Here is a 10649-nt window from a genome sequence, read left to right on the forward strand (position 1 = left end):
CCTTTAGGAAATTTAATTTTTATATCTAACTTGTAACTTTTTTAGTTACTTATTTGTTATTACCCATTCTAGCACCGATTATCTCTTCAGCTACATTTTTAGGTACTTCCTCATAGTGTGAGAACTGCATTGTGTAGCTTGCTCTTCCCTGAGATACGTTTCTTATACTTGTTGTATAACCAAACATCTCTGCAAGAGGTACTGTAGCATTGATTGATTTATAACCTGATTTATCTGTAAATCCATGAACCTGACCTCTTCTTGAAGCTAAGTCCCCTATTATATCACCCATATAATCTTCTGGAGTTACAACCTCTACTGTCATCATAGGCTCTAACAAATAAGGATCTGCTTTTTTACAGCCTTCTTTAAATCCCATTGAAGCAGCAATTTTAAATGCCATTTCTGATGAGTCTACTGGGTGGAATGAACCGTCATAAGCTGATACTACAACATCAAGCATAGGATAGTTAGCAAGAACACCTGTATTCATAGACTCTACACAGCCTTTTTCTACCGCAGGTATATATTCTCTTGGAACTGCTCCTCCAACGATTTCATTATTAAATTTAAATCCCGCATTAGGTTCATTAGGACCAATTCTAAGCCATACATCTCCGTACTGACCTTTACCGCCAGACTGACGCACAAATTTTCCTTGAACCTCAACTGTTTTCTTAATACCTTCTCTGTAAGATACCTGAGGACGTCCTACATTTGCCTCAACTTTATATTCTCTTTTCATTCTATCACAGATAATTTCCAAGTGAAGCTCACCCATACCTGCGATAATTGTTTGTCCTGTTTCTTCATCAAAACTAACTCTGAATGTTGGGTCTTCTTCAGCAAGTCTTGATAAAGCTATAGACATTTTATCTCTGTCACCTTTTGTTTTAGGCTCTATAGCAACGTTAATTACTGGTTCTGGGAAATTGATTGCTTCTAGTATTATAGGAGCATTTTCTGGACATAAAGTATCACCTGTTGTTGTTTCTTTAAGTCCTACTGCTGCAGCTATATCACCAGCATATACTGTATCAATCTCTTCTCTTTTATTAGCATGCATCTGAAGTATTCTTCCGATACGCTCTCTTTTACCTTTTGTTGCATTAAACACATAAGAACCAGCTTCCAATATACCAGAGTAAACTCTAAAGAAAGCTATTTTTCCTACGTGAGGGTCTGTCATTATTTTAAATGCTAATGCACTGAATTTCTCATCATCTGATATTTTTCTTTTTACTACATTTCCGTCTAAATCAGTACCTTCTATCTCTGATCTGTCTACTGGAGAAGGTAAGTAATCAACTATTCCATTAATTAATACCTGAATACCTTTATTTTTGAATGCAGTACCGCAGAACATTGGGAAGAAGTCTGCAGTTAATGTCGCTGTTCTTATAAGTCTTTTTATAGTAGGAACATCTATTTCCTCTCCTTCAAAAAACTTATTCATAGCATCATCATCGTATTCAACAATTGCTTCTAATAATGAGTTTCTATATTCTTCTGCTTTTTCTTTTAATTCAGCCCTGATTTCTCTCTCTTCCATTTTCATGCCGTCTTCAGAAACCCAAATTATCTCTTTCATATTTACTAAGTCAATAACACCCTCAAAATTACTTTCAGCACCTATAGGTATAACAACAGGGTGACTATTAGCTTTTAATCTTTCTCTTGTCTGATCTAAAACAGCATAGAAATTAGCACCTATTCTATCCATTTTATTAACAAATATAGCTCTAGGAATTTTATAATTACTAGCTTGTCTCCACACTGTTTCACTCTGAGGTTGAACTCCGCCTACAGAACAAAAAACACCAACAGCACTATCCAATACCCTTAAAGATCTTTCTACCTCTACAGTAAAGTCAACGTGCCCTGGAGTATCTATCAAGTTAATTCTATTACCATTCCAAAAACAAGTGGTTGCAGCTGAAGTAATAGTAATACCTCTTTCTCTTTCCTGCTCCATCCAGTCCATCTCTGCTGCACCTTCATGTACCTCACCTATTTTATGTGTCTTACCAGTGAAATAAAGAATACGCTCACTCAAAGTAGTTTTACCAGCATCAATGTGAGCCATAATACCAATATTACGTGTGTTTTCTAATGAAATTTGACGTGCCACTTAAACTCTCTCCTTAAAAACTACCACCTGAAGTGTGCGAACGCTTTGTTACCTTCAGCCATTCTATGAACTGTATCTCTCTTAGCAACTGCCTGACCTTTTCCGTCTATAGCATCTACTATTTCATTTGATAAACGCTCTATCATACTTTTTCCGCCTCTTTTTCTTGAAGCATCTATAAGCCAAGTAAAAGCTAAAGAATTTTGCCTGTCTGGTCTTACATCAACAGGAACTTGATATGTAGAACCTCCAACTCTTCTTGATTTTACTTCTACAAGAGGCTTAATATTATTTATAGCTTCTTCAAAAGCTGCTAAACCATCTTTTCCTGTTTTTTGTTTAACTAAATCCATAGCTTTATAAAATATATTTTCAGCTTTACTTTTTTTACCGTCATACATTAATTTATTAATAAACTTACTAATCACAACGCTGCCATAAACAGGATCAGCATCTATCTTTCTAGTTTGTGCTCTTCTTCTTCTAGCCATATTATTTTACTCCATTAAGCCTTTGGTTTCTTAGTACCGTATTTACTTCTAGCTTTCATTCTTTTTTCAACACCAGTAGCTTCACGGCTTCCGCGAACTATGTGATAACGACAACCAGGTAAGTCTTTTACACGACCTCCTCTTATAAGTACACGGTTGTGTTCCTGAAGTGTATGGTCTATACCAGGTATATAAGCTGTAACTTCCATACCGTTTGTTACTCTTACACGAGCAATTTTACGCATAGCTGAGTTAGGTTTTTTTGGTGTAGTTGTTGTTACGCGAGTACACACACCTTCTCTTTGCGGACATTTCATTAACGCAGGCGATTTTGTTTTATTTATCATACGCTTGCGACCTTTTCTTACTAATTGATTAATTGTAGGCATAAAATACAAAACCTCTAATTTTTTATTTTTTCTTTTTATAAGCCAATCCAACCGAATTGACAGCATCTGCTTTTTAATTAAATTAAAACTTCAAACGAAACAGTATTTACAAACTGAGCAATTATAGTATTAAACCTAATTAATAAAGTGAGAAAACATACTATACGCTTTAATCGCTTTTATGAAAGTTTTAGCATTATAAAGCAGCTATACAAAAAAATCAATAGTCTTTAGTACTTTTTTTATATTTTTTTGTTAAAAACTTTACATATATATTGTAATATTATTATAGATAATATAATATTTTTTAAAAAATATTACGCTAATAATATTGCAAAAAATTAATAATTATAGCATAATTACTACTAATAATATTTGCAGAAATTTAGGATTTAATTTATGAATAATATAAATCAAGACCAAATAGAAAAATTAAAATTTGATGATAAAGGTTTAATACCTGCAATAGTTGTAGACTATTATACAAAAGAAGTATTAACTCTAGCATATATGAATAAAGAAAGTCTGCAAATAAGTATTAATGAAGGAAAAACTTGTTTCTACAGCAGAAGCAGACAAGAACTATGGAGAAAAGGAGAAACTTCGAAAAATTATCAGCATATACAATCTATAAAAACTGACTGCGATAATGATGCTTTAATTGTAGAAGTAATAAAAGATGGTCCTGCCTGCCACACTGGAAGTGAATCATGCTTTTTTAATGATATATTCTCAAAAGAAAATTATAAAGATTTTTCTATAGATAAACTTTATGAACTTATAAAGGGAAGAAAAATTAATAAAACAGAAGGATCATATACTACATACCTATTTAATAGCGGTATTGATAAAATATTAAAAAAAGTCGGAGAAGAATGTACTGAAGTTATAATAGGGGCTAAAAATGATTCAAATAAAGAAACAATATACGAAATAGCTGATTTATTATACCATACACTAGTACTGATGGTTGAAAAAAACATAACTATTGATGATATAAAAGATGAACTTGCAAGCAGAGCTGTAATAGATAAAAAAGAAAAACAAAAAAGTATGAAATAATAAATTTTAAGTAATATAAAGCTATTATTTATTCTAATATATACGCTTTTATCTTTAATAATGTAATAATATTATTGATAAAAAAATATATAGCAATAAAATTATAATGACTTATTAAATATATTTACAAATATTTAAATATAAATGATTAATAACTTTCTAAAGCATTATATACTTAATTAAGAGACTGATATGAGCGTATCTATATCTATTCAAAACATATTAAAAAAATATGATAAAACAGTAATAATACCAAATCTATCATTAGAAATAAAAAACGGAGAGTTTTTTACACTTCTTGGACCTTCAGGATGTGGAAAAACCACACTATTAAGAATGATAGCAGGATTCAATACGATAGAAAGTGGAATAATAAAATTTGATAATGAAATAATTAACGATATACCAGCATATAAAAGAAATATAGGAATGGTATTTCAAAACTATGCTATATTTCCTCATATGACTGTTAGAGAAAATGTAGAATACGGATTAAAACTAAGGAAAGAACCTAAACAGTCTATGAAAAATAAAGTTGATGAGATATTAAATATAGTAAAAATTGAAGAATATCAAAACAGACTTCCAGAACATTTATCAGGAGGTCAGCAACAGAGAGTAGCACTTGCAAGAGCAATTATAATATCTCCTAATGTACTTCTTATGGATGAACCATTATCAAATTTGGATGCCAAATTAAGAATAGAAATGCGTGATGTAATAAGAGATATACAAAAACATATAGGAATAACAACCGTTTATGTAACTCATGATCAAGAAGAAGCATTGGCTATATCAGATACAATTGCAGTTATGAATAAAGGAGTGATACAGCAAATAGGAAAACCTACAGATATATATTCAAGACCTGTAAATACTTTTATATCTACATTCATAGGTCATTCAAATTTATTTAATGCAAAAATATTAAAAGAAAACTCAAAAACATTTGTATGCTTTAAAAACGGTTATAAATTTGAAATTAATAATATAATTGATACTGTCAAGCATAATGATAAAGTAATAGTTTCTATAAGACCAGAAGAATTTTATATATCTGAAGAAAAAAATAACACTATTAAAACTAAAATATTATCAAAAACTTTCTTAGGAAAATATACAAATTATTCATTATACTTTGAAAAAGATGAAATATTAGATAATCAGTCATCAATAGAATACTCTCAAAGCTCATCATTAGATGAAAAACTCTATGATATAGGAGAAACTCTTTATTTAAAGCCAAATATTAAAAAAATAAATATATTTGATATTAATGGCATAAGTATTATGAATTATTAAAATTAATAATCTGAAGTTTTATAATTTTGAAATATTAATTTAATTTTTTAAGATAAATATAAAGTATAATATTAATTTAAATAATAATTGATATTGCACTAAACTTTTTAGGTTACCATCAAATATATTAATTATATCTGCCCAAAGATATAGCTAAAACTAATCCGATAGAAAGATCCGAAAAATTATATTTATTATATATATTGTTGCCTAAATTGCTATTAATAACATCTGTCTTGTACTGCATACCAAAATTATACATCATATAGCCTCCAAGAGTAACAGCAAAATTAGGAACTAAATATAAAAATCCTTCAACAGTGAGTTTTACGTAAGGCATTATAGGAGCTTTAAATAGATTTCTCATATCATTAACATTCCAATTATCCAAATCATCAGGTGCTGCAATAACACCGCCATATTTGCTTGAAGCTACTACACTATATAAAGGTGCTAATATTCCAGTACCAAATCCTATAGACATTTTGCTGAAATTTAATTTAACTGTAGCACCAACCATTATGGAATAAAATGCCATAAGTTCCATATATTTATTATTATTCTCTTTATAATCAGACATCAAAGCATTAATACTAAAACCAATATCTCCAAATAAACTTACTCCTTTAATAATGCTTGTATAATCATCTTCAAATAATTTAAAATAATTTCCGATTTGGAAAAACAATAGAGCCTCAAAACCTAAAGTGCCATCAACGCTGTCATAAATAGTGTTTTTATAATTATCATTTACTTTTATAGAATTAAAAGGAAAAGCAATTCCATAATGACTATTAAAATTTATCTCTAAACTAGCAAAAGCATTGTATGTAATCATAATAGCTAAAATGCCAGTAAACAAAAAATGCTTTAATAACTTCATAATAAATCCAAAGTATCAATATTTAAATAACAAGATAAAATAAATATTGTAAATTACTTTAAGCCCAATAATAATTAAAATAAAAAAGCTGCCTAACTAATTAAAGTCAGACAGCTTATATATTGATATTAAATAAATTGATTACTTAATAATTTGATCAGCTATACCTAGTAATGCCTGAATTTTTGGTGAGAAAGCTACTATTGCACCAGCAAATACAACACTTATCAAGCTCATTAATTTGATAAGAATGTTGATTGAAGGTCCTGAAGTATCTTTGAATGGGTCACCAACTGTATCACCTATAACAGCAGCAGCATGGTTAGGGTTAGTAATTTTTTGACCAGTTTTTTCATCTATGATTTTTTTACCGCCCAAATTACCAGCTTCAATGTATTTTTTAGCATTATCCCAAGCACCGCCTGCATTAGACATCATAACAGCCATAGCAAATCCAGCAGTCAAACCGCCTACCAACATACCTATAACAGCAGGTACTCCAAATAAGAAGCCAACTACAACAGGTACTATTATAGCAAGTACAGAAGGAACAATCATCTCTTTTTGAGCTGATTTAGTACAGATTTGAACAGCTTTTTCATAATCAGCTTTTACGCCTTTTTCACCAGCAAGTAAGCCTTTAATTTCTCTGAACTGTCTTCTAACTTCTTCTACAACACCTGCAGCAGCACGTCCAACAGCTTTCATAGTTAAAGCACAGAAGAAAAATACTAACATAGCACCAATAAATATACCTATTAATACTTTAGGATTCATCAAGTGAATATTAAAAGCATTCATAAACTCATTCATACCTAAACTATAAACAACTTTGTCATATAATTCTTTAGCACTGTTAGCAGTATATTGAACAGTACCTATATCGATAGAAGTTAAGTTTCCAGTATTTATCATTCTTCCCAAAGAAGTTTTAATTTCCTCAATATAAGCAGCAATCAAAGCCATAGCAGTTAAAGCAGCAGAACATATAGCAAAACCTTTACCAGTAGCAGCAGTAGTGTTGCCTAAAGAGTCTAAAGCATCTGTTCTTTCTCTAACACTTTCTGGAAGACCAGACATTTCAGCATTACCACCTGCATTGTCAGCTATAGGTCCGTAAGCATCAGTAGCTAATGTAATACCTAAAGTAGATAACATACCAACAGAAGCCAAAGCAATACCGTATAAACCTTGAGAGAAAGCAGAAGCTTCAGCACCGAAACCGCCAGCAAAACCAAATGCTAACATTATAGAGATAACAACTGTAACAACAGGTATCAAAGTAGATTGCATACCTACAGCAAGTCCTCCTATAATAACAGTAGCAGGACCTGTTTTAGATTGTTCAGCTACCCATTGAGTAGGTTTGTATTCAGCAGCTGTATAATATTCTGTGAAGAAACCAACTACGTTACCAGCTATAAGTCCTACAATGATAGAAACAAATAATCCCAAATTGTTTGGAAGAAGCATTTTTACAAGTAGGAAAGAAACAACTATAATAATAGCACTGCTTATATAAACACCAACTCTTAAAGATTTTAATAATTCTCCCATAGTAGCACCTTCCTTAGTTTTAACGAAGAATACACCTATAATAGAAGAAAGAGTACCAATAGCAGCAAGTATCATAGGAAGAGATACCGCATATATTGGGCTTACATCAGGGTTAATATATCCGAAAGCAGCAGAACCCAAACTCATAGCAGCAAGTATAGAACCAGCATAAGATTCATAAAGGTCTGCCCCCATACCAGCAACGTCACCAACGTTATCTCCTACGTTGTCAGCTATAACTGCAGGGTTTCTAGGGTCATCTTCAGGTATTCCAGCTTCAACTTTACCAACTAAGTCAGCACCAACGTCAGCAGCTTTAGTAAATATACCGCCTCCAACACGAGCAAATAATGCTTGGAAAGAAGCACCTACACCAAAGCTAAGCATTGTAGTAGTTACAAAGTGCATTTTAGCAGCAGTGTATTCAGCAGTACCTTTAGTTATTCCAGTAGCAGCCAAATTAAGGAAGTCTGTACCGAAAAGACTATTATCAAGCCATAAATTTAACACTATAAACCATAAAGAGATGTCAAGCAAAGCAAGACCTACAACAGTAAGTCCCATAACAGCACCAGAACGGAAAGCTATTGTTAAACCTTCGTTTAATGATTTGCTTGCTGCATTAGCAGTTCTAGCAGATGCATAAGTAGCAGTTTTCATACCCAAGAAACCAGAAAGAGTTGAGAAGAAACCGCCTGTTAAAAAACCTATAGGAATGAAAGGGTTTTGCACTTTTAATGCATAAGAAAGAATAGCAAAAATAATGAAAGCTCCTGCAAAGAAGAAAGCTATAACTTTATACTGTTGTTTAAGATAAGCTATAGCACCAGAGCGTACATGCGAAGCTATTTCTTTCATAGTTTCATTACCTTCGTCCTGTTTACGCATCCATTTATAAAAATAGAATGCGAAAGCCAATGTGAGTATTGCCGCTGATATTGTAAAGAAGCGGGCATTTTCAGCTAATATTTCATAATTCATACACATACCCTATTTTTTAAATTTTGGTAAAAATTTTACAGTTTTGGATTATAGCATAAATTACATAAATTGTCAATTATTTTTTATAGTATTTTTTATACATACCGTACCTATATTGAACTTTTTTAAAAAATTAGGATAATGTATTTTTTACTATAGAATATGATAAAATATCACAATAATGCCATAGTAAAAAACTCATATAAATATTAAAAAGGCTCAACTACATTACTGTAATCAAGCCATCATTTAATTTATTAGATTAGAATTAATTAGGATTTTTCAAGTTACAGTCCTCTGAATAAACCCTGCCTTCATCATAATACAAAGGCATTTTATCTGCTCTGTACAGAAATCCATTCTGAGGTGTTAAATCTATATAAAATAATACACTTCCTGAATTTTGATCTAGCTCATATATTTCTCCCAAACTACCATGAGTAAATAAAATATTTCCATTTTCTGTAAAATCTACATCAGATACATAATGGCTATATTTACCCTCTACTCTAAAATCTTTAATTAATTCAGCATTATAATTTCCATGAGTACCTGTTATTTTATATTCTGCATATCTTGAACCATTAGGATTAGTATCTTCATCCCCCTGATTATCAAACATAGCAATATTACCATTAGCAAGTAAAAATAATGCATGTTGGTTTTTAGGTCCGTTAACAGCTCCATCTCCTTTTACTCTGTATGGTTCTAATGATTTCAAATCTTTCAAATGCTTATCGTATGGTATCTTATCATAAGCAGTTCCTATTACAACATTAAAATTGTTATCTGCCATCCACCATATTAATTTCCATTCAGAATAATCTATAGCTAAGACTCCTCTATGTCTTGATGATACATATAATATATCAGTATCAGAATCATATACTATAGAATTAGCATGGCACCAATCTATAGCTATTTTTACTCCGTTTAGATTATATATATTATTAATATCCTCACTAAATACTATTTGATTAAATACTGCTTCATCTTCAGGATATTTTCCCAAATCAAGTGAGTTTTTTATCAATTGTGCAAAACTTAATTCTCTAACTTTATTACCTGAAGAAGTTGTTTCTAATAATCTGTCTTCTATTCCATAACCTGACCTAGATAAATGCAAATAATTGTCATTTTTTCTTATTATATCATGATGAGCATTATTTATACTTAGTTTATTATTACCTAATAGATCATAAATACCCAACGTATCATGGATAACTAATTTTTTATTCTCTATTTTAAGTTTAGCAAAAAAACCAGAAGAATATTTAAAAGCATATCTAACAAATCCTTTCCTTGATACGGCAATCAAATAAAATGGAGAAACAGAAGAATAACGAGTTGCAAAATATAAATTAGGATTATTTTTATAATTTTCTTCAGGCAAATCATCTTGAAAAACTTGATACAGTTTTCTCATAGTTTCACCTTCAGAAAACTGTAATGCTCCTACATAATGTTCTTTTTTTATAATTCTTCCGCCATCATTAACCTCTATAATATTTTGAGATTCTGGAAACATGCCATGTATCTCAAACTCTGTACCATAGCCTGCTGGATAAGTATGTATTATATCAGGCTCGCCGTAAAGACCTTTAACTGTTACTGTTATAGGTGCTGCATTTACACTTTCTGTTGTATAAACTGCTGATAATGGTGTTACTCCATTAGGATCTACAACTATCTCTCCTACTTTTCCAATAGGACTAGTTGATGAAGAGTTTGACTTATTATGATTACAGGATAAAGCAAATAAACTTGTAATCAGTAAAATAATAGATAATAGTTTTTTCATAATTTATTCTCCTAAAATATTTATATTAATTATTTTTATACAAGATATTAAT

General features: G+C 30.8%; 8 protein-coding genes. 2 read left to right on the top strand and 6 right to left on the bottom strand.

The window, feature by feature from the left end:
* Positions 1–49 precede the first annotated feature (49 nt).
* Genes fusA through rpsL form a run of 3 tightly spaced genes read right to left on the bottom strand, consistent with a single transcriptional unit; the run spans position 50 to position 3011 of the window.
* Entirely contained in the window at positions 50–2131 is a 2082-nt protein-coding gene (gene fusA, locus KQ44_RS01485) for an elongation factor G (RefSeq protein ID WP_013114300.1), read from the bottom strand.
* Between the two features lie 20 nt (positions 2132–2151).
* Positions 2152–2622 carry a 30S ribosomal protein S7 gene (gene rpsG / locus KQ44_RS01490; protein ID WP_096735926.1) on the bottom strand — a complete coding sequence of 157 codons (471 nt, stop codon included), beginning with the start codon at positions 2620–2622 and terminating at the stop codon, positions 2152–2154.
* 14 nt (positions 2623–2636) lie between these two features.
* Positions 2637–3011 (bottom strand): 30S ribosomal protein S12, encoded by a 375-nt coding sequence (gene rpsL, locus KQ44_RS01495; RefSeq protein WP_013114298.1) that lies wholly within the window; start codon positions 3009–3011, stop codon positions 2637–2639.
* 399 nt (positions 3012–3410) lie between these two features.
* Between rpsL and hisIE the strand changes: the two genes are divergently transcribed.
* Positions 3411–4073: a bifunctional phosphoribosyl-AMP cyclohydrolase/phosphoribosyl-ATP diphosphatase HisIE gene (gene hisIE, locus KQ44_RS01500; protein ID WP_096735927.1), complete on the top strand. Its 663-nt coding sequence runs from the start codon at positions 3411–3413 to the stop codon at positions 4071–4073.
* A 192-nt stretch (positions 4074–4265) separates the two neighbouring features.
* Positions 4266–5375: an ABC transporter ATP-binding protein gene (locus tag KQ44_RS01505; RefSeq protein ID WP_096735928.1), complete on the top strand. Its 1110-nt coding sequence runs from the start codon at positions 4266–4268 to the stop codon at positions 5373–5375.
* Between the two features lie 127 nt (positions 5376–5502).
* Here the strand turns inward: KQ44_RS01505 and KQ44_RS01510 are convergent, their stop codons facing one another.
* The 3 genes from KQ44_RS01510 to KQ44_RS01520 all read right to left on the bottom strand — a co-directional run bounded on the left by KQ44_RS01510 (position 5503) and on the right by KQ44_RS01520 (position 10597).
* Positions 5503–6258 carry a hypothetical protein gene (locus KQ44_RS01510; RefSeq protein ID WP_096735929.1) on the bottom strand — a complete coding sequence of 252 codons (756 nt, stop codon included), beginning with the start codon at positions 6256–6258 and terminating at the stop codon, positions 5503–5505.
* A 141-nt stretch (positions 6259–6399) separates the two neighbouring features.
* On the bottom strand, positions 6400–8796 hold the full coding sequence (locus tag KQ44_RS01515) for a sodium-translocating pyrophosphatase (RefSeq protein WP_096735930.1): 2397 nt from the start codon (positions 8794–8796) through the stop codon (positions 6400–6402).
* A 268-nt stretch (positions 8797–9064) separates the two neighbouring features.
* Positions 9065–10597 carry an aryl-sulfate sulfotransferase gene (locus tag KQ44_RS01520; RefSeq protein WP_096735931.1) on the bottom strand — a complete coding sequence of 511 codons (1533 nt, stop codon included), beginning with the start codon at positions 10595–10597 and terminating at the stop codon, positions 9065–9067.
* Positions 10598–10649 lie beyond the last annotated feature (52 nt).

Source organism: Brachyspira sp. G79 (genome assembly GCF_002379365.1).
GTDB lineage: Bacteria > Spirochaetota > Brachyspiria > Brachyspirales > Brachyspiraceae > Brachyspira.